This is a genomic window from Massilia sp. TS11 (assembly GCF_022012445.1).
Classification (GTDB): Bacteria; Pseudomonadota; Gammaproteobacteria; order Burkholderiales; family Burkholderiaceae_D; genus Telluria.
This window is the reverse complement of record NZ_JAKLTS010000011.1, coordinates 55,530-74,861: the sequence shown is the minus strand read 5'-3', so window position 1 is coordinate 74,861 and position 19,332 is coordinate 55,530. Positions and strand designations below refer to the sequence as shown.

General features: G+C 66.1%; 17 protein-coding genes. 4 read left to right on the top strand and 13 right to left on the bottom strand.

The window, feature by feature from the left end; genetic code table 11:
* Positions 1 to 2 precede the first annotated feature (2 nt).
* Both LZ005_RS16445 and LZ005_RS16440 read right to left on the bottom strand, forming a co-directional pair.
* Positions 3 to 1,388, bottom strand: a complete 1,386-nt coding sequence (locus LZ005_RS16445) for a NarK family nitrate/nitrite MFS transporter (RefSeq protein WP_237809475.1) — start codon at positions 1,386 to 1,388, stop codon at positions 3 to 5.
* 20 nt (positions 1,389 to 1,408) lie between these two features.
* On the bottom strand, positions 1,409 to 2,623 hold the full coding sequence (locus LZ005_RS16440) for a nitrate/nitrite transporter (RefSeq protein ID WP_237809641.1): 1,215 nt from the start codon (positions 2,621 to 2,623) through the stop codon (positions 1,409 to 1,411).
* Between the two features lie 206 nt (positions 2,624 to 2,829).
* On the opposite strand from LZ005_RS16440, the gene LZ005_RS16435 reads away from it, so the two are divergent.
* From LZ005_RS16435 to LZ005_RS16425, 4 genes are all read left to right on the top strand, one after another.
* Positions 2,830 to 3,210: a SirB2 family protein gene (locus LZ005_RS16435; protein ID WP_237809473.1), complete on the top strand. Its 381-nt coding sequence runs from the start codon at positions 2,830 to 2,832 to the stop codon at positions 3,208 to 3,210.
* Between the two features lie 91 nt (positions 3,211 to 3,301).
* A complete protein-coding gene (locus tag LZ005_RS16430; protein WP_269106744.1) occupies positions 3,302 to 5,035 on the top strand; it encodes a ribonucleoside triphosphate reductase in 1,734 nt (577 codons plus the stop codon).
* Positions 5,019 to 5,186, top strand: a complete 168-nt coding sequence (nrdD, locus tag LZ005_RS21680) for an anaerobic ribonucleoside-triphosphate reductase (protein WP_269106743.1) — start codon at positions 5,019 to 5,021, stop codon at positions 5,184 to 5,186. The genes LZ005_RS16430 and nrdD overlap by 17 nt, the downstream gene beginning before the upstream one ends.
* Entirely contained in the window at positions 5,137 to 5,874 is a 738-nt protein-coding gene (locus LZ005_RS16425; RefSeq protein ID WP_269106742.1) for an anaerobic ribonucleoside-triphosphate reductase activating protein, read from the top strand. The genes nrdD and LZ005_RS16425 overlap by 50 nt, the downstream gene beginning before the upstream one ends.
* A gap of 215 nt (positions 5,875 to 6,089) precedes the next feature.
* Here LZ005_RS16425 and ipdC read toward each other — a convergent pair whose 3' ends face one another.
* From ipdC to typA, 11 genes are all read right to left on the bottom strand, one after another.
* Positions 6,090 to 7,718 carry an indolepyruvate/phenylpyruvate decarboxylase gene (ipdC, locus tag LZ005_RS16420; protein WP_237809458.1) on the bottom strand — a complete coding sequence of 543 codons (1,629 nt, stop codon included), beginning with the start codon at positions 7,716 to 7,718 and terminating at the stop codon, positions 6,090 to 6,092.
* 55 nt (positions 7,719 to 7,773) lie between these two features.
* Positions 7,774 to 9,744, bottom strand: coding sequence for a hypothetical protein (locus tag LZ005_RS16415; protein WP_237809449.1), 1,971 nt, complete (start codon positions 9,742 to 9,744; stop codon positions 7,774 to 7,776).
* Positions 9,741 to 11,114: a UbiA family prenyltransferase gene (locus LZ005_RS16410; RefSeq protein ID WP_237809447.1), complete on the bottom strand. Its 1,374-nt coding sequence runs from the start codon at positions 11,112 to 11,114 to the stop codon at positions 9,741 to 9,743. Before LZ005_RS16410 ends, LZ005_RS16415 begins: the two co-directional genes overlap by 4 nt.
* A 1-nt stretch (position 11,115) precedes the next feature.
* Positions 11,116 to 11,457 carry a multidrug efflux SMR transporter gene (locus LZ005_RS16405; RefSeq protein WP_237809445.1) on the bottom strand — a complete coding sequence of 114 codons (342 nt, stop codon included), beginning with the start codon at positions 11,455 to 11,457 and terminating at the stop codon, positions 11,116 to 11,118.
* Between the two features lie 170 nt (positions 11,458 to 11,627).
* A complete protein-coding gene (locus LZ005_RS16400) occupies positions 11,628 to 12,257 on the bottom strand; it encodes a metalloregulator ArsR/SmtB family transcription factor (protein WP_237809438.1) in 630 nt (209 codons plus the stop codon).
* Positions 12,254 to 13,474 carry an MFS transporter gene (locus LZ005_RS16395; RefSeq protein ID WP_237809436.1) on the bottom strand — a complete coding sequence of 407 codons (1,221 nt, stop codon included), beginning with the start codon at positions 13,472 to 13,474 and terminating at the stop codon, positions 12,254 to 12,256. The genes LZ005_RS16400 and LZ005_RS16395 overlap by 4 nt, the downstream gene beginning before the upstream one ends.
* 167 nt (positions 13,475 to 13,641) lie before the next feature.
* Entirely contained in the window at positions 13,642 to 13,950 is a 309-nt protein-coding gene (locus LZ005_RS16390) for an energy transducer TonB (protein ID WP_237809639.1), read from the bottom strand.
* Positions 13,951 to 14,034: 84 nt separating this feature from the next.
* A complete protein-coding gene (locus LZ005_RS16385) occupies positions 14,035 to 14,370 on the bottom strand; it encodes an energy transducer TonB (RefSeq protein ID WP_237809434.1) in 336 nt (111 codons plus the stop codon).
* Complete coding sequence (locus tag LZ005_RS16380; protein WP_237809432.1) at positions 14,370 to 16,103, bottom strand: methyl-accepting chemotaxis protein; 1,734 nt, start codon at positions 16,101 to 16,103, stop codon at positions 14,370 to 14,372. The genes LZ005_RS16385 and LZ005_RS16380 overlap by 1 nt, the downstream gene beginning before the upstream one ends.
* 250 nt (positions 16,104 to 16,353) lie before the next feature.
* Positions 16,354 to 17,343 carry a tRNA dihydrouridine(20/20a) synthase DusA gene (gene dusA, locus LZ005_RS16375; RefSeq protein WP_237809424.1) on the bottom strand — a complete coding sequence of 330 codons (990 nt, stop codon included), beginning with the start codon at positions 17,341 to 17,343 and terminating at the stop codon, positions 16,354 to 16,356.
* A 43-nt stretch (positions 17,344 to 17,386) separates the two neighbouring features.
* Complete coding sequence (gene typA, locus LZ005_RS16370) at positions 17,387 to 19,222, bottom strand: translational GTPase TypA (protein ID WP_237809422.1); 1,836 nt, start codon at positions 19,220 to 19,222, stop codon at positions 17,387 to 17,389.
* Between the last annotated feature and the right edge of the window lie 110 nt (positions 19,223 to 19,332).

The window sequence follows — 19,332 nt, the reverse complement described above, 5'->3', positions numbered from 1 at the left end:
CCTCAGCACGGCATGGCGGCGTTCTTGCGCGCGTAGCACCACCAGGTGATGGCGATGCAGCTCACATAGAAGGCGATGAAGCAGTACAGAGCGGCGTCGGGCGAGCCGGTCAGGGCGATCGAGGTGCCATAGCTCTTCGGGATGAAGAAGGCGCCGTAGGCCGCCACGGCCGAGGTAAAGCCGAGCACGGCGGCCGCTTCCTTGTTCGCTTCGACGGTGGCCTGCTCCTTGGCGGCGGCGCTCTGGCCGGCCACGGCGCGCAGACGCTCGGTCAGGAAGATTACCGGAATCATGCGGAAGGTCGAGGCATTGGCGATGCCGGTGCCGATGAACAGCAGCATGAACATCCAGAAGAAGCCCTGGAAGCTGCCGGCAACCGCGCCATGCGGCAGGAAGTTCAGCACGCCGAGCACGGCGACGATCATCAGCACGAAGGTCCACAGGGTGACGCGGGCGCCGCCCAGCTTGTCCGACACCCAGCCGCCGGCCACGCGCGCCAGCGCGCCGACCAGGGGGCCGAGGAAGGCATACGAGAGCGGATTCACATCCGGGAACTGGGTCTTGATCAGCAGCGGGAAGGCGGCCGAGTAGCCGATGAAGGAGCCAAACGAACCCGTGTAGAGCCAGCACATCAGCCAGTTGTGCTTGCGCTTGAAGATCACGGCCTGCTCGGCAAACGAAGCCTTGGCGCAGGCCAGATCATTCATGCCGAACCAGGCCAGCAAGCTGCTGACCAGAATGAAAGGCACCCAGATGAAGCCGGCGTTCTGCAGCCACATTTGCTTGCTGTCGGCGCCCTTGGTCCAGGTCAGGGGTTCGCCGCCGAGCGCGCCGAACACACCGGCCGTGATCACCAGCGGCACCACGAACTGCACGACCGACACCCCCAGGTTGCCGAGACCGGCATTGAGGCCGAGCGCAAAGCCCTTCTTCTGTTTCGGGAAGAAGAAGCTGATATTCGCCATCGAGGACGCGAAGTTACCGCCGCCAAAGCCGCACAGCAGGGCCAGGGCCAGCATGGTCGGGTAGCCGGTGTTCACATCCTGCACGGCGAAGCCGATGCCGATGGCCGGCAGCAGCAGCGAGGCGGTGGAGATCGCCGTCCATTTGCGGCCGCCGAAGATCGGCACCATGAACGAGTAGAAGATGCGCAGCGTGGCGCCCGACAGGCCGGGCAGCGCGGTCAGCCAGAACAGCTGGTTGGTGCTGTACTTGAAGCCGATATTGGGCAGGTTGACCACCACTACGCTCCACACCATCCACACGGCGAAGGCCAGCAGCAGGGCCGGAATCGAGATCCACAGATTGCGGTTGGCCGTGCTCTTGCCCAGGCTTTGCCAGAAGGCCGGCAGCTCAGGCTCCCAGGTTTGAATCAGGTATTTGCTCATGACGTTCTCCAAAGTAGGAATCAGGCAGCCTGGGCGGCGAGCATGCGCTCAGGCTTGAAGGAGTAATGCATCCACACGAGCGATACGCAGACGGTGCCGTAGAGCAGCATGAAGGCCGAGGAGCGCACGCCAATCAGGTCGACCAGGGCGCCGAACAGGATCGGCAGGATGAAGCCGCCAAGACCGCCAGCGAGGCCGACCACGCCGGAGACGGCGCCGATATTGGCCGAGAAGTCGTCGCTGATGAATTTGAAGACCGAGGCCTTGCCGATCGCCATGGCGATCCCGACGACAAACAGCAGCAGGGTGAACAGCATCGGCGGCAGGCCGACATGCAGGTTCATGTTGCCGTTGACGGTTTTCACCACCATGTCCGTCTGCGGGTAGGACAGCAGGAAGAAGCAGACCCAGCACACCCACATCACCCACCAGGTGGTTTTGTAGGCGCCGTATTTGTCCGAGATCCAGCCGCCGAGGGCGCGCAGCACACCGCCCGGCAGCGAGAAGCAGGCCGCCAGCAGGGCCGCGAATTTCATGTCGAAGCCGTACTCGCTGACGAAGTATTTGGTCATCCACAGGGCCAGGGCCACATAGCCGCCGAACACCACCGAGTAGTACTGGCAATAGCGCCAGACGCGCGGGTCCTTCAGCATGCTGAGCTGGGCGGCAAAGCTCTCTTTCGAGCCCGTCAGGTGTTCCGGGTTCGAAAAGCTGCCGAACCAGAACAGCACGGCCGTGCCGAGCATCATGGCGGCGTAGACCTTGGGCAGCATCTGCCAGCCGGCGGCGGCGATGATGCTCGGGGCCAGGAATTTGGTCAGGGCCGAGCCCGAGTTACCGGCGCCGAACACGCCCATGGCCAGACCACGGCGCTGCGGCGCAAACCAGCGCGCCACATACGGCGTGCCGACCGAGAAGGAGCCGCCGGCCAGGCCGACGAACAGGCCGAGCACGAGGAATTGCCAGTACTCGGTGGCATAGGCGATCAGGTAGATCGGCACGACGCAGATGAGCATCAGGCAAAAGAAGACGATGCGGCCGCCGAATTTATCGGTCCAGATGCCGAGCGGCACGCGCACCAGCGAGCCGCTGAGCACGGGCATGGCCGCCAGCAGGCCGAACTGGGTTTCGTTCAGGTGCAGGTTGTTCTTGATCGGGATGCCGAGCACGGCGAACATCATCCAGATCGCAAAGCAGATGGTGAAGGCGAAGGTGCTGCTGATCAGCACAGACATCGCTTGACGGGGGGCATTCACGGTGATTCTCCGAAGACTTTTTTGATGGCCTCAGATTACGCACCGGAAGCGAACGCCACTATTGGCCGGAGGGGTATTTGCGAAAGGCAATGGGGGGTGGGCGACTAGGTCATAAGGATGAGGCCGCGTCCCCGATTCGGCGGAGCGCCTGTCAATTCCGGATGAATCCGCTACACTCTCGGCCCATGCACTATCTCGCCCTCAAACACCTGCACATGAGCTGCGCCGGCCTCAGCCTGGCGCTCTTCGTCTACCGCGGCCTGTTGATGCTGCGCGCCTCGCCGCGCCTGCAGCAGAAGTGGCTGCGCATCCTGCCGCATGTGGTCGACACCACGCTGCTCGGCAGCGCGATCGCCCTGACGGTGACGATCGGCCAATACCCGTTCGTCAACGGCTGGCTGACGGCCAAGCTCGGCGCCCTGCTGCTGTACATCGTGCTCGGCACCATCGCCCTGAAACGCGGCAAGACCATGGCCACGCGGCGCAGCGCCTTCATCGCCGCGCTGGCCGTGTTCGCCTACATCGTGAGCGTGGCGATCAGCAAGCAGGCGCTCCCCATAACCTAGGTCAAGGAAATCGCAGGCCAGCTTGAGGCCTACTAGGTTTAGCGCCTAATCTCCCTTCACACACTAGATATCGTGGATGAAGGGAGAACAGATGGAAGCAGCACGGGGCACCCGGGTCGACGTTCAGAGCGCCGTCGACGAATACCTGCAGCGCCAGGACTGGCGCGTGAACGCGAACGCCAACCAGGGCTATTCGCTTGGCGGCCTGATCCTCAATGTGGCCGGCAAGGTGATCGCCAATTACTGGCTCGACCACGTCTATCCGCCCCTGGTCGGACGCGCCCACCGCGAAGCCGACCTCCACATCCACGACCTCGACATGCTGAGCGGCTATTGCGCCGGCTGGTCGCTGCGCGTGCTGCTGCAGGAAGGTCTGAACGGCGTGCCCGGCAAGATCGAAGCCGGCCCCGCGCGCCACCTGTCGAGCGCGGTCGGGCAGATCGTCAACTTCCTCGGCACCCTGCAGAACGAATGGGCCGGCGCCCAGGCCTTCAGCTCCTTCGACACCTATCTGGCCCCGTATGTGCGCAAGGACCGCCTCGCCTACGAGGACGTGCGCCAGTGCATGCAGGAGCTGATCTTCAATCTCAACGTGCCCTCGCGCTGGGGCACCCAGACCCCGTTCACCAACCTCACCTTCGACTGGACCTGTCCCGAGGACCTGCGCGCGCAGGTGCCCGTGATCGCCGGCGAGGAGCAGCCGTTCTGCTACGGCGAGCTGCAGGCCGAAATGGACCTGATCAACCGCGCCTACATCGACGTGATGATGAGCGGCGACGCCAAGGGCCGCGTGTTCACCTTCCCGATTCCGACCTATAACATCACGCCCGATTTCGACTGGATGAGTCCGAATGCCGAGCGCCTGTTCGAGATGACCGCGCGCTACGGCCTGCCCTATTTCCAGAACTTCCTCAATTCCGAGCTCAAGCCGAACATGATCCGCTCGATGTGCTGCCGCCTGCAGCTCGACCTGCGCGAGCTGCTCAAGCGCGGCAACGGCCTGTTCGGTTCAGCCGAGCAGACCGGTTCGATCGGCGTGGTGACCGTCAATTGCGCCCGCCTCGGCTACCAGTTCGCGCATGACGAGGCCGGCCTGTTCGCCCGCCTCGACCAGCTGCTCGACCTCGGGCGCGACAGCCTCGAAATCAAGCGCGCGCGCATCCAGGACCTGATGGACCAGGGCCTGTTCCCCTACACCAAGCGCTACCTCGGCACCCTGCGCAATCATTTCAGCACGCTCGGCGTGAACGGCATCAACGAGATGATCCGCAATTTCAGCGAAGGGCGCGACGACATCACCACCCCGGGCGGGCACGCGCTGGCCGTGCGCCTGCTCGACCACGTGCGCGCGCGCCTGCTGGCCTATCAGGACGAGACCGGCCACATGTACAACCTCGAAGCCACGCCAGCCGAAGGCACCACCTACCGCTTCGCGCGCGAGGACCGCAAGCGCTATCCGGCGATTCTGCAGGCCGGCACGCCCGAGATGCCCTACTACACCAATTCCTCGCAGCTGCCGGTCGGCTACACCGACGACCCCTTCGAGGCGCTCGAGATGCAGGACGAACTGCAGCGCAAGTACACGGGCGGCACCGTGCTGCACCTGTACATGAGCGAACCGCTGAGCAGCGCGCACAGCTGCCGCGCCCTACTGCAGCGCGCGCTCGGACGCTTCCGCCTGCCCTACGTGACCATCACCCCCACCTTCTCGATCTGCCCACGGCACGGCTATCTGGCCGGGCAGCACGAGTTCTGTCCCAAGTGCGACGAAGCCGCGCGCGCACGCCACCACACTGCAAGGAGCGAACATGCAAGACAACATTGAACTGCGCGAAGAAGAACGCCAGCGCTGCGAAATCTGGACCCGCGTGATGGGCTACCACCGGCCGCTGTCCTCGTTCAACACCGGCAAGCAGGGAGAGTTCCATGAGCGCCAGTATTTCACTGAAGAGCGAGCCCAGCAGCAAGCCCGCTAAGACCCTGCGCCTCGGTGGCGTGACCCCGTTTTCCGCCACCGACTATCCGGGCAAGCTGGCCGCCGTGCTGTTCGTGCAAGGCTGTCCATGGCGCTGCGGCTACTGCCACAATCCACATCTGCAGGCACGCACGGCGGCCAATCCGGTCGACTGGGCGCAGCTGAAAGCTTTTCTGGCGCGCCGCGTCGGCCTGGTCGACGCCGTCGTGTTCAGCGGCGGCGAGCCGACCATCGATCCGCGGCTGGCGGACGCGATGGCCGACGTGCGCGCGCTCGGTTTCGGCATCGGCCTGCACACCGCCTGCATCTACCCCGAGCGCCTGCGCCAGGTGCTGCCCCAGGTCGACTGGGTCGGCTTCGACGTAAAGGGCCCGTTTGCCGACTATGCGCGCATCACCGGCAGCGATGCCGGAGCCCAGGTGCGGGCGAGTGTCGAGACGATTATTGCCAGCGGCGTGGCGCACGAGTGCCGCACGACCACCCATCCCCAGCTGCACAGTCCAGCGATGCTGATGGCGCTGGCGCGCGAGCTGGCCAGCCTCGGCGTGCGCCACTACGCGCTGCAGCATCTGCGGCCGCAGGGATGTCCGAGCGCCCACTACCCGCCCGTCCCGAGCGACTACCCCGGCCCCGAGGCGCTGCGCGCCATCGCCGCCGAGTTCACCACCTTCACCCTGCGCCCCGCCTGACCATACTCCCAAGACAAATCGGGGTCAGACCCCAATTTCCCCGCCAGGCAATACTCCTCCCAATAACTTTCCACCCAAACAAATCGGGGTCAGACCCCAATTTGTCGGCGCGTCAAGTTGGGGGCCAAAATTTCCGCACGGGGAAATTGGGGTCTGACCCCGATTTTCCGCGTCTTGTTACCTGCCGGATAAATGGGGTCTGACCCCGATTTTGCTTAGGCGCAGGCGGGGGCGTGCAGGCGGCGCACGCCGGCAACGAAGCGGTCGAGCGTCGCGGAGACGGCGCCGTCGGCAATCATCACTTCGATCAGCTGGAATCGGCCGCGCCGCTGCCAGGCACGCTCGAGCGCGTCGCCCAGCGCGCGCCGCGTGTGCACGCGCTCGCCATCGCCGCCCAACGCGCGCGCGGCATCGGCGAAATGCCAGTCGCTCAGGCGGTTGAAGCCGGCCTGGGGCTCGAAGGCGCGCAGCATGCCCCAGCTGCAGTTGTTGAAGACGATGACGATCGGGTCGTAGCCGTAACGCTGGCAGTTGCCTAGCTCCCAGCCGGTCATCTGGAAGGCACCATCACCGACCAGCACCAGCGGGCGCTCGCCGCTGCTGGCCTGAATGCCGATCCCGGCCGGCACGCCATAGCCCATCGTCGCGTAGTAGCCGGGCGCCACCAGCGCGGTGTTGGCGATGTCGAGCGCGGTGAACAGGCAGTCGCCGACGTCGGACGCGATCGGCATGCGCCCGTGCCGCGCCATCAGGTCGTTGATGGCGCGCGCGATGTCGCTCGGCGATACCGGGCTGTCGTCCTGCACCAGGCCGCTCAGCGGCGCTGCCGGCTGGTGCGCGGTCGCCTCGCCGATCGGGGTGGCCTGGGCCAGCAGGCCGTCGACCAGGGCTTCCAGCGCGATCTGCGGATACACGTGGTAGCCCATCGCCACCTGGCCGTCGGTCGCAACCATGCACTTGTGCAGATTGATCTCCTGCTGCTGGGCGCCGAAATTGGTGTCGGACAGGATCACGCCGAGCATCAGCAGCGCGTCCGAGCCTTCGACCGCGGCCGTCACGGCCGGATCGCCGGCGCGCCCGAGGTAGGTGCCGAGCAGCGGCGCATCGGTCTCGGCCAGCAGGCCCTGGCCCATGAAGGTGCTGACCACCGGCACGCCGAGCAGGCGCGCCAGCCGGGCCACCTTGGCTTCAATGCCGTAGCGGCGGATTTCGACGCCGACCATCAGCAGCGGCGCACTGGCGCTGGCCAGGCGGGTCAGCACTTCGTCGACGCAGGCGGCGATGGCCGCATGGTCGGGCGTGGCCGGCGCATCGGGCGGCACGGCGCCGCAGGCCTGGTCGACCATGTCGCGCGGGATCTCGATATACACCGGGCGCGAGGCGCTGCGGCAGCGCTGCAGGGCGCGCGCGATCAGGGCCGGCGCGGTGTCGGGATCGTCGAGCACCACCTGGTCGCAGGTGATCTCGCGGAAGATCGCGGCCTGGGAATCGAGGTGCTTGACCTGGTGATGCAGCATCAGGCCGCTGCGCCGCTCGTGCCGCCCGGGCGCGCCCGACAGCACCACCAGCGGCACCTTCTCGGCATAGGCGGAGGCGACGGCATTGACCAGATTCAGGGCGCCAGCGCCATAGGTCGCGGCCACCACGCCGAGCCCGGCCCGGTAGCGCGCCGCGGCGTCGGCGGCAAACGCAATCGCCGGTTCGTGGCTGAGGGTGATCAGGGGCAGGATGCCCGCCGTTTCAATCTGGCGGAACAGTCCCAGGACGAAGTCGCCGGGGATACCGAAGACTTCGCGCGCACCGCGGTCGGCGAGTGCGCGCAGCAGGGCTTGGGAGAGATTCATGGTCTCGCTGGCTTGGCTGGAAAGGGCCGATGCTAGCGACTCCCTGCCCCGCTGGTCATTGACTCAGGTCAAGGAATTCCCGGCGTTCGGGCGGCGGCAGGCGTTCCAGCGTCAGGCTGCGCAGGTAGAGGCCGAGCAGGCGCCCATCGGCCGACTCGCCACGCGCCTTGGGCGACTGGGCGCGCGGATGGCGCAGCTCGAGGTGCAGCGGCCCGCGCAGATCGTCGGGCAGATTGATGCTGGCTTCGCTCAGGGCGAAGCTGCCGAGCGCGCGGCCATTGATCAGCACCTCGCTGCTGCGCTGGTCGCCGTAGTAGACGCCGCGCAGATGCAGGCGGTAGTGCCCGCCCGGCGCCAGTTCCGGCAGCGTAAGCAGACTGCGCGGCCCTTCGCTCCAAATGCCCTCGCCTTCCATCAGCGACCAGCCCGAGCCCAGCAACGGCTGGCCGCTCGGATCGCCCTGAGCAAAATGCCAGCACTGCACGACTTCGCTTTGCTGACCGCGTTCGCAATGGAACGGCGCATGCAGGTATTCCCAGCCGCGGTCGACGCGGCGCACGGCGCTGCCCTCGAGCCGAAATCCGGGCGGACAGAGGCCAGCCGGTCCGCTCGTCTGGCTGCTGTGGCGCAGCAGCTTGCGCAAATGGCCGTCCACGCGCCAGACGGCGAAGGCGTCCTCATTGATCGGGACGTTGCCGTCGCCGTGGCCGCTGCGCTCGTAGAAGATTTCGGGATCGGGGTTGTACCAGGCCGGGGCGCGCGCGAGCACACGCTGCGCCAGCGCGCCGTGGTGGGCATAGTCGCCCTTCTGACCATACCAGCCCTCGGCCCGCAGCACGACGGCCTGGGCGGCAAACAGCACGCCCAGCACGCACCAGGCGCGCGCGCGCGTCATCTGCGGCAGGGCCAGCAGCACGGCGGCCAGCAGCGGCATCGCCAGCCAGTAGGCGTAACGCGCCACCACCACGGCGCCGGAATTCCAGTTCAGGGCGGTCGCCTGGGGCACCGACATCACCAGCATCAGCGCCAGCATCAGGCCGCTCCAGGTCCAGCTCGCGCGGCGCGCCTCGCGACGCACGAGCAGCAGGCTCAGCACAAAGGCCAGGCCGACGCCGGGCAAGCACACCAGCATGCCCTGGCTCAGATCGAAGTACAGCGAATGCAGGCGGTTCCAGCTCAGCCATTCGGGCACGGTCGCATACTTGCCGGGAATGCTGGGCACGCCGATCATGATCTGGAACCACACGAACGGCAGCATGCCGAGGACGATGCCGGTCACGGCGCCCGCATAGTCGCGCCGCGACCAGGCGCGCACAGGCGGTCCCGGCGGCAGCCAGGCGGCCCAGCGCAGGCGCACCAGCTGGAGGAAAGGCGCCAGCGGCAGCAAGGCCAGCAGCGATGGCGTCTGAGCGGCGCCGATACCGGCCGCCAGCATCGCGGCGCCGACCGCGCCACGCAGCGCGGCCAGCACCGACAGCAGCACGCAGGCGGCGCTCATCACTTCGGTGCCGGTCCAGGCCAGGTAGAAGCTGGTGCCGCTGACAAAGAAGGCGAGCAGGCCGGCGTCGGCCCAGTCCGGCAGCTGGCGGGCAAGCCGGTGCGCCACCAGCAGCACACAGCCGAGGTTCACCAGCAGCAGCGACCACAGGGGATTGGCATGCATGGCGGCCAGCGGTCCCGCGAACGGAGCGGCGAACAGGGACAGCAGCCAGAAGTGGATGGCGTGGATGTGGCGGCCGTCAGACCAGGCATAGCCGGCCCAGCTCGTGGGTGCGGGCGTACCCAGCTTGGACAGCAGCGTCTGGTATGTTTCGGCCGGCGCATTCCAGCTGCCGAGCCAGGACCAGGGCTGGGCCACGAGCTGGCGGAAATCCTCGGGACTCAGCACGGGGCTGGCGTGATGCGCCCAGGCCAGGGCCATCATCAGGTATTCGCCGCCGTCGCCGGCCAGGCGCTGCTCGCGTCCGAGCACGGCAGCGGCCAGCGTCACCAGCAAGGCCGCCAGCAGTCCGGGACGCGCCCTCATGCAGGCCAGCTCGCCAGCAGCAGGCAGGCCAGGGCCGTCAGGCCGAGCCAGCGGCTGGCGCGGTCGCGCACGGCGTAGACGATCGGGTCGTCATGCAGGCGGCCGCGGTGGGCCAGCCACCACGAGCGGTTGAACCAGTACATCAGCACCAGGGCCACGCCCCACAGCCAGTAGGGCGAAGGATAGAGCGGGCCGACATCGCGCGAATTGATGTACAAAATCAGCACCAGCACGGCCAGGTAGCCGGCCGCATTGCCCTGCACCGCCACCAGCGACAGGTCGTCGGTCTGGTAGCCGCGCCCGCGCGCTTCGGCGCCTTCGCGCTGCTGCAGGTCGATCAGTTCGGTGTAGCGTTTCAGGCAGGCCAGGCTGAGGAAGGCAAACATCGAGAAGCACAGCAGCCAGACCGAGGGCAGGATCGCGCAGGCGGCCGCACCGGCCAGCACGCGCAGCGTGTACAGCGCGGCCAGCCACAGCACGTCGAGAATCGCAATGCGCTTCAGGCCCAGCGAATACAGGCTGGTCATCAGGCCGTACAGGGCCAGCACCAGTCCGAAACGCCAGGGCAGCAGACTGGCCACCACCGCCGCGGCGCCGACCAGCAGGGCCGCCACGCGCAGGCCCTGGTCGGCACGCAGCAGCCCGGCCGCGAACGGACGCTGGCGCTTGCGCGGATGGTGGCGATCGTGCTCGACGTCGAGCAGATCGTTGAGCAGATACACGGCAGAGGCGCACAGGCCGAACGCCAGGCTGGCCAGCAGGGCCTGGCCCCACAGGCGCGGATCGGCGCTGTGGGCGGCCAGCAGCGGCAGGAACACCAGCAGATTCTTCACCCACTGGTGCACACGCAATGCGCGCAGCCAGACGCGCCAGCCGGCGCGCGGCGCCGCCAGCGTGGCCAGCGGGGCCGTCTGCAGCTGACCCGCGCCGGGACCGACCAGCACGGCGCCGGCGGCACTGTTCAAGGCCGGCAGATCGCAGCCGCCATGGCCGAGGAAGTCATAGCCGCCGGCGCCATAGCGCGCCACCAGGGCGGCGCTGCGCGCATCGGCATCGCCGGCCGGCAAGTGCAGCACGGCATCGAACAAGGCCAGATGACGGGCCACGCGCTGCACGAAGCTGTCGCGCGCATGGGAGGCCAGCACGAGGCGGCGGCCAGCGGCGTGCTGGGCGCGCAGCCAGTCGAGCACGGGCGCATTCCAGGGCAGATTGGCCGGATCGGGCTCGCCCTCCTCCGCCACGGCCTCGCCCAGACCGAGCGCGGCCAGCGGCGCGCCGACCCAGCGCCGCGCGCGCCCTTCGGCGGCCAGATCGCAGGCCAGCAGGGCGCGGTCGAGGTCGACCACCAGCGGTCGTTGCAGGCTGTCCATCTCAGCGCGTTCCGATCAGGTAGATGCCGGCCAGCAGCAGCACGATGCCGCCGAGCGCGCGCAGACCGAGCTGCTCGCCCAGCCACAGCCAGCTGGCGCTGACGGTGACCAGCAGGGCCAGCGACGTCATCACCGGATAAGCCAGGCTGGCCGGCAGCTCGCGCAGGGCGAAGCCATAGGCCAGAAAGCCGAGGCCATAGGCGCCAAGCGCGGCGCCCGGCAGCAGCCAGGGGCCGATCAGCGCGGGCAAACGGGCGGCAAACAGCCCACTGCCGGCGCAGCGCAAAAGCAGGGTGGCGGCAGCACTGGCAAGCGCTGCAAAGAAGAGTGCAAAAACAGCCATGGTGGGAGGAACGCGGACGCGGTGGCCACCATGCTACGCGATGTCGAGACCGCTATTTGTCGCGAGTTTGTCGGGTGTTCCAGACAGACCAGCGACAAATCGGCGGCAGGATGGCCGGATTGATCGAACCAGCGATCATACTATAAAGACAATTTTTAATTCTCACCAATTCACACCTTGCCGATCGGCACGATGCGATAGGCGCAGCGGCGCGCACCGGCCAGGATATGCTCGCGCCGCTCGACCGTGCAGCCCGGACCGAGCACGCGCTGGAACAGGGCCAGCTCGGAGCGGCACAGGTCCTGGCAGCTGCGCGCGGCCGCGCAGATCGGGCAGTGGTTCTCGAGCAGCAGCAGGCTGCCGTCCTCGTCCGTGCGGGTTTCGGCCATATAGCCTTCGCCCGCGCGCAAGCTGGCCAGGCGCCCGACCCGCTCCTCCAGATCGGCGGCCCCGGCCAGCGCAGCCGCGTACTGGGCGGCGGCCGTGCGTTCGCGCGCATCGATCAGCTGCTGCAGTCCGGCCGCGCCGAAGACGGCGCGCAGCTGCTCGAGCAGTTGCAGGCTGAGGTCGGCATGGCGGTCGGGAAAGCGCGCATCGCCGGCGGCCGTCAGCGACCAGCGCCGCGCCGGCCGGCCGACGCCCTCGGCGCTGTCCTGATGGCGCGCCAGGCCCGCCTGCTCGGCCTGTTCGAGCTGGCGCCGTGCGCCCATCGAGCTGATGCCCATCGCCGTGCCCACTTCCTGGGCCGTGGCGGCCCCGCGCATCTTCAGGTGCAACAGGATGCGCTCGAAGGTGCTCATACGGGCACCCGCTCGGCCTGCAGCTCGGCGTCCCAGCGCAGGAAGCGCCAGCCCGACCAGGCCGTCAGCACGGCGCCGGCCGCCAGAATCAGGCGGGTGTCGAGCAGGGTCAGCACCGAACCGGCCAGAGCCATGAGGATATTGGCCAGGCAGAAGCAGAAGGACAGCAGGCCCATCACCGCGCCCTGCCCGTGCATGCCGAAGCGCTCCGAACTCCAGGCCGGCACCACGCCGTTGAAGAGGGCATGCGGGACCCCGAACGCGGCAATCGCGCACAGGCCGATCAGCAGATTGCCGCCCGCCACCGCCAGTACAGCCGCCGTCACCAGAAACGCCATCCAGGCCGCGCGCCGCAGCGGCGCCGTGCGGCTCTCGCGCCCGGCCAGCAGGGCCGAGGTCAGGGTCATCACCGCGCACATCATGGCCGTGGCCCAGGCGATCGCGCGCGCATCGAAGCCGCCGACCTCCACCAGCCAGAGCGGATAGAACTCGTAGAAGCCGGTCACGCCGCAAAAGTAAGCGAGCTGGGCGATGAACAGGGTGCGCAGCGAGCTGTGCTGGAGCAGATTCAGCGCATGTTGCTGGCGCGCGACGTCCCACCAACTCGGCCCACTCTTCCCCGCCGACTCCGCGGCCGGCAGCACCCAGGCCACGAGCCCGGCCAGCAGCACCAGGGCCACCACCGCGCACCAGAAGGGCACGGTAATCCCAAAGCCGAGGGTCAGCCCGGCCAGCAAGGGCCCGGCCAGCCAGCCCAGATAGAAAGCGCCATTGAGCCAGGCAAAGGCGCGGCTGCGCAGGCTGCCATCGAGCTGGTCGGCCAGCAGAGCCCGCGCGACCGAACCATTGCCTTCGAGCAGACCCGTGACAAAGCGCGCCAGCACAAACAGCGGATAGGACTGCAGCACCAGGGCAAACGCCGTCAGCGCATGGCCAGCGGCCGCACCGAGCGCCGTGCCGAGCAGGATCTGGCGGCGGCCATAGCGGTCCGACAGCGGCCCGATCACGGCCGAACCGATCAGCAGGCCGATCGGATTGATGGTCAGGGCAATGCCGAACAACAGCTTGGGCGGCAGGCCGAGAAAATGGTTGAGGGAGTTGGCCGCATCGGCCGCGAACAGCGGCGGCAGAATCGGATACGGCAGGGCCGCGCCGACGGTCGAGAGCAGGGCCAGCAGGCAGGCCGTGGCCGTCAGAAGGTAGGGATGCTGAGTCATGCCGCGAGTCTAGACCGGCCCGGGCAATAAGTAAACAAATTACTTTATTAATAGCCCATTGCGCGCCGACGCCCTTGCTCCGCCGACAAATCGGGGTCTGACCCCATTTTTTCTTGGCGCAAATAAAAAGGCGGCCCGCAGGCCGCCCTTCTTGGGTGCTGGTGCGCTCAGTCGAGCTTCCAGGCGTAGTCGACCTTGGTCCAGGTCTGGGCCGGCGCACCGTCCTTCGAACCGGGCTTGAACTTGCACGCGGACAGACCCTTCTGGGCTGCCTTGTCCAGGTTCTTGAAACCGCTGGTCTTGTCGACCTTGGCTTCGGCCACGCTGCCGTCGGCATTGACCAGGATGGACAGCGACACCGTCCCCTGCTCCTCGTTCACGAGCGAGGCCTTCGGATAATCAATCTTGCAGGACTTCGGATCAAACTGGGCCGGCACCTCGGCAGCCAGCACAGCATTCGCCATGCCTGCCAGCATCAGGCCACACCACAGTTGACGCAGTGCGTTTTTCGTCGACATTCTACTTCCCCAAAAAAAAGATCAGCCCGTTGGTCTTCGTGCTCAGAGCTTCCAGACGTACTCGACTTTCGTCCAGGTCTGGGCCGGCGCGCCATCCTTCGTTCCGGGCTTGAACTTGCAGGCGCCAATCATCTTCACGGTGGCTTTGTCCAGGGTCTTGAAGCCACTCGACTTCTCGATCTTGGAATCGGCCACCGAGCCATCCGGATTTACCAGAAACGACATGCCGACTTCGCCCTGCTCCTCGTTCATCAACGAGGCCTTGGGATACTCAACCTTGCAATTCTTCTGGTCCAATTGGGCCGGCGTTTCCGCGGCATGCACCAGGGTCGTTGCGGCCAGCAGGGTCGAGGCGGCAGCAATACGGAACTTCATCATCAGAATTCTTCCCATTCATCTGCGGCCGGGGCGGGGGCCGGTTTTTCCTTCTTCGGGGCCGGGGTCTTCAGGGCCGGCTTGGCGGCCTTGACCGGCAGCTTCTCGGCGCTGGCGGCGGCCGGCGGCGCCGACACGATCACCGGGGCCGGGGCCACATACGCCTGCTCGCCTTCCTGCAGCTTGAAGATCGAGACCACGCGCGCCAATTCATTGGCCTGGTCCTGCAGCGACTGGGCGGCGGCGGCGGCTTCTTCCACCAGGGCCGCGTTCTGCTGCGTCATGCTGTCCATTTCGATGATCGACAGGTTTACCTGTTCGATGCCGGCGCTCTGCTCCTGCGAGGCGCTGGCGATTTCGCTCATGATGTCGGTCACGCGTTTGACCGAGGACACCACTTCGTTCATCGTCACGCCGGCCTGGCCGACCAGCTTGGAACCGCGCTCGACTTTTTCGGCCGAGTCGCCGATCAGGGTCTTGATTTCCTTGGCGGCAGCGGCCGAGCGCTGGGCCAGATTACGCACTTCCGAGGCCACCACGGCAAAACCACGGCCCTGCTCGCCAGCACGGGCGGCTTCCACCGCGGCATTGAGCGCCAGGATATTGGTCTGGAAGGCGATGCCATCGATCACGCCGATGATGTCCACGATCTTATTGGCCGACTCGTTGATCGAGCCCATGGTTTCCACCACCTGGGACACCACCTCGCCGCCCTTGCGTGCCACATCCGAGGCGTTCGCGGCCAGCATATTGGCTTCGCGCGCGTTATCGGCGTTCTGCTTCACGGTCGAGGTCAGTTCTTCCATCGCCGAGGCGGTCTTCTCGAGCGCCGAGGCCTGCATTTCGGTACGCGAGGACAGGTCGATGTTACCAGCCGCGATTTCACGCGAGGCCGTGCCGATCGTCTCGGTACCGCCGCGCACCTGGGCCACGATCGACACCAGCGAGTCGCGCATCGACTTCATCTCGGACAGCAGCGAACCGTTCTCGGCCTTCTCGGTATCGATGTAGATCGACAGGTCGCCGTGCGAGATCGAGCCGGCGATTTCGGCCGTGTACTCGGGCTCGCCGCCGAGCTGCTTGAGCAGGCTGCGCGTGATCACGGTGGCAGCACCCAGACCCATCAGCACGGCGACGACGCCGAGGATGATCATGGTGTTGCGCGCATTCTTGTAGGCTTCCTCGGCGTCGACCTTGGACTGCGAAGACAGCTTGTCTTCGGTCGCGGCCAACTGGTCGAGCGCTTCCAGCCACTTGGTCTGGAAGGGTTTGATTTCCTTGCGGTAGATGCGCATCGCATCATCGGGCTTGGCGGCCAGCCAGGCTTCGGAGGCCTTGGGCACGGCGGCCATGGCGGCGGCGTCGTTTTCCTTGACCACCTGCAGCAGTGCGTTTTCCTGCGAGGTGCCATACTTGCCGAACAGGGCCGTCAGGTCCTTGTTCAGGGCGTCGTAGGCGGCGTCCTTCTCTTTGATCTTGGCCAGTTCGCCAGCGATCGCGTCCACGTCCGTCAGCAGGGTCAGCTGCTTGAGGGCCAGGATGCGCTCACTCACATTGGTGCGCATGTCCAGCACCTTGCGGGTGGCGACGTTATTGACTTCGACGACACGGACCAGGCGGTCCTCGATCCCGCCCATCTGGACGATGCCGACGAAGGTCACCACGACCAGCAGGACCAGCACCAGTGCGAAGCCGAGCGCCAGGCGGGTGCCGACTTTCATAGAAGTTAAATTCATGTGATCTCTTTTACTCAACGCTGTTGACGAACCACCCCGGTCTGACCCCGGGCTCCTACCCCGCCCGCACTCACTCTGCGTTGCCAAAAAATCAAAGGCCCGGAAAAGAGTGCTTGAGCTTGGATTATATTCCCCTGATTTGCCTTGAGGCAAGCAAAGCTACGGGGATTCTCACCAATTTTCAACTTTCACACGAACAATACCAAATGCCAAACAAATTAGCTATTGAAGCAACAATATTGACTGGGGTCTACGCTACAGCGAGGCCGATCGTGTTGAGAATCTGACGCATATCATTACTAGCGAGCAATTTCGCATCCGACAACTGGCGGCGGAAATGGCGCGCACCCGGCAGGCCCGCGTACAGACCCAGCATGTGGCGCGTCATCGTCCCCAGGCGCAGGCCGCGCCGGCCCTCGTCCGAAGCCAGCTGGGCGTCCAGATAGGGCAGCATGGCCGCCAGCACCTGTTCGCGCGTCGGCACGGCGTGCGCGTCGCCGTAGAAGCGCGCGTCGACCTCGGCCAGCAGCCAGGGATTGTGGTAGGCCTCGCGCCCGATCATCACCCCGTCCACATGGGCCAGATGGCGGTCCACCTCGTCGAGCGTCTTGACGCCGCCGTTGATGATGATTTCGAGCGCGGGAAAATCGCGCTTGAGCTGATAGGCCACTTCGTACTTGAGCGGCGGGATCTCGCGGTTTTCTTTGGGCGACAGGCCCTTGAGGATGGCATTGCGCGCGTGCACGGTGAAACTGCGGCAGCCGGCCGCCGCCACGGTGCCGACAAAATCGCGCACGAAGCTGTAGTCCTCGATCTGGTCGATGCCGATCCGGTGCTTGACCGTGACCTCGATGCTGACCGCATCGCGCATGGCTTTCACGCAGTCGGCCACCAGCTGGGGCTCGGCCATCAGGCAGGCGCCAAACGCGCCCTTCTGCACGCGCTCGGACGGGCAGCCGCAGTTCAGATTGATTTCGTCATAGCCCCATTGTTCGCCCAGGCGGGCGCTGGTGGCCAGATCGGCCGGATCGCTGCCGCCCAGCTGCAGGGCGACCGGATGCTCGGCCTCGTGATAGCGCAGGTGGCGCGCCACATCGCCATGCACGAGCGCACCGGTGGTCACCATCTCTGTGTAGAGCCAGGTGTGGCGCGAAATGAGGCGATGGAAATAGCGGCAGTGGCGGTCGGTCCAGTCCATCATGGGCGCGACCGACACCCGGCGTTTGGGAAGCGTCTTCATGTGCGGACAGGCGGGCGCGCGCACGGCGGCCCGCCAGGCGGAATTACGCGCCTTCGCGCGCGTTGCGCTTGCGCTCGTGCTCTTTCAGGAAGCGCTTGCGCAGACGGATGCTCTTCGGCGTGATTTCGACCAGCTCGTCGTCCTCGATGAATTCGACCGCGTATTCGAGCGACAGCTGAATCGGCGGCACCAGGCGCACGGCTTCGTCGGTACCCGAGGCGCGCACGTTGGTCAGCTGCTTGCCCTTGATCGGGTTGACCACGAGGTCGTTGTCGCGCGAGTGGATGCCGATGATCATGCCCTCGTAGACCGGGGTGTTGTGCTCGACGAACATGCGGCCGCGGTCCTGCAGCTTCCACAGCGCATAGGCGACGGCGGTGCCGTCTTCCTGCGAGATCAGCACGCCATTGCGGCGGCCGGCCAGTTCACCCTTGCTGGTATCGACGGCCGCGTATTCGTCGAACACGTGGCTCATCAGGCCGGTGCCGCGCGTGAGCGTCATGAACTCGCCCTGGAAGCCGATCAGGCCGCGGGCCGGAATGCGGTACTCGAGGCGCACGCGGCCCTTGCCGTCCGATTCCATGTTCTGCAGGTCGCCGCGGCGGCGGCCCAGTTCTTCCATCACGGCGCCCTGGTTGGCTTCCTCGACGTCGACGGTCAGGTTTTCATACGGCTCGTGGCGCACGCCATCGATCATCTTGAACACCACGCGCGGACGCGACACGGCCAGTTCAAAGCCTTCACGTCGCATGTTCTCAAGCAGAATCGTCAGGTGCAGTTCGCCGCGGCCCGAGACTTCGAAAATCGTGTCGTCGTCGGTCGGGGCCACGCGCAGGGCCACGTTCGATTTGAGTTCGCGCTCGAGGCGCTCGCGCAGCTGGCGGCTGGTGACGAACTTGCCTTCGCGCCCGGCCAGGGGCGAGGTGTTGACCATGAAGTTCATGGTCAGGGTCGGCTCGTCGACGGTCAGCATCGGCAGCGGGTCCGGGGTGTCCGGGGCGCACACGGTCGAGCCGATGCCGACTTCTTCGATACCGTTGATCAGCACGATGTCGCCGGCTTCGGCTTCGTCGACGATGATGCGGTCCAGGCCCTTGAACTTCAGCACCTGGTTGATGCGGCCCTTGATCGGGGTCGAGTCGGGGCCGTTCAGGATGATCACGTCCTGCAGGGCGCGCGCACGGCCGCGCTTGATACGGCCGATACCGATCTTGCCGACATAGGAGGAATAGTCGAGCGAGGAAATCTGCAGCTGCAGCGGGCCGTCCGGATCATCGTCGCGCACCGGCACGTGCTGGAGGATGGCGTCGAACAGGGGCTTCATGTCGCCTTCGCGCACATTCGCGTCGAGCGAGGCATAGCCGTTCAGGGCCGAGGCGTAGACGACCGGGAAGTCGAGCTGCTCGTCGGTGGCGCCGAGCTTGTCGAACAGTTCGAAGGTCTGGTTGATCACCCACTCCGGACGCGCGCCCGGACGGTCGATCTTGTTGATCACGACGATGGGCTTGAGGCCCTGGGCCAGCGCCTTGCGCGTCACGAAACGCGTCTGCGGCATCGGGCCTTCCTGGGCGTCGACCAGCAGCAGCACCGAGTCGACCATCGACAGCACGCGCTCGACCTCGCCGCCGAAGTCGGCGTGGCCCGGGGTGTCGACGATATTGATGTGGGTGCCTTCGTATTCGACCGCGCAGTTCTTGGCCAGAATGGTAATGCCGCGTTCCTTCTCGAGGTCGTTCGAGTCCATGACGCGGTTTTCCACCTGCTGGTTTTCACGGAAGGTGCCGGACTGACGCAGCAGCTTGTCGACGAGCGTGGTCTTGCCGTGGTCAACGTGGGCGATGATGGCGATGTTGCGCAAAGCGCGTTTGGTATTGGACATGGTCGTAATCGGAAGCGAGGAAGGCGGGCGCGGCAGCGCGCCGCGAAATCTGTAACCCACGATTATAGCACGCCTTACCCCAATCCCAACATGACCGGGTGATGACCGTG